The organism is Chryseobacterium luquanense (assembly GCF_026460945.1).
GTDB lineage: Bacteria > Bacteroidota > Bacteroidia > Flavobacteriales > Weeksellaceae > Chryseobacterium > Chryseobacterium luquanense.
On the sequence record NZ_JAOVZV010000042.1, the window covers coordinates 1 to 814 of the forward strand.

1 protein-coding gene is annotated in these 814 nt (G+C 35.4%); it reads right to left on the reverse strand.

Features of this window, described 5'->3' with window-relative positions; translation table 11 throughout:
* Positions 1–90 precede the first annotated feature (90 nt).
* Positions 91–814, reverse strand: a 724-nt coding sequence (locus tag OEA66_RS20390; protein ID WP_267283141.1) for a hypothetical protein, incomplete at its 5' end; no start/stop codon positions are given.

Sequence of the window (814 nt, forward strand, 5' to 3'; positions counted from 1 at the left end):
AATACGTATTAAGAGGATATATTTGAGCAAAACTCAAAAACAGTGAGTGAAGTGCTAGTAAAATAATTAGTTTTTTCATAATATTTTTCTTTAATCGCATGGTGTTGGTATTACAGTATTAGTAGCATCTAAGCTTAGTTCTGTAGCTTTTCCTGTGGTCTTTTCGACTTTGTATAGTTGTACTCCGTCTATTTTTACTTTTTCTTTCAAAAATCTTAAAAACATTTTTTCCACTTTGTCTTGGTCAAAACTTTTATCATCATTCTGAATTTCTAACATAGCCCTTTCATACCAAGCATTCCAAAACTTAAGACCATTTGGTCCTATACCAAATGTAGTTGAAAAGCCTGTATATTTCAAAATATAATTTCCCGCAGAAGTTATTACCATCGCATAAGCATCTCCGATACTTCCGCTTTCGTTAGCATTGACGACACAACTCGATAAAAAGGTAGCAAGATCTGCCGGTGAAAACATTTTTACAGCCCCTTCTTTATTGTTATGAGAATGTATGAAAGCAAAATATTGACTTCCATCAGGAAGTCTTACTTTATGAGTATCTATATTATTTTCCATAGGTTGATACTGTGTTCCTATCACTCCTGTATTTGCAGGAGGATAAGCTGCGGCAAACCCCATTTCATGATCGTAATCAAAAACTTCCGGTTTATCTATTGCGGTTACCTTTTGCATAAATCTGGCATTAGCAAAATTAGTTTTAATATTCCAACAAGGATCATGAGTACTAAGTAACGGTAGACTCGGCGCACCAATCGGGCATCCGTTTTCATCGGTAAAGCCGGGTTGAGGGTTC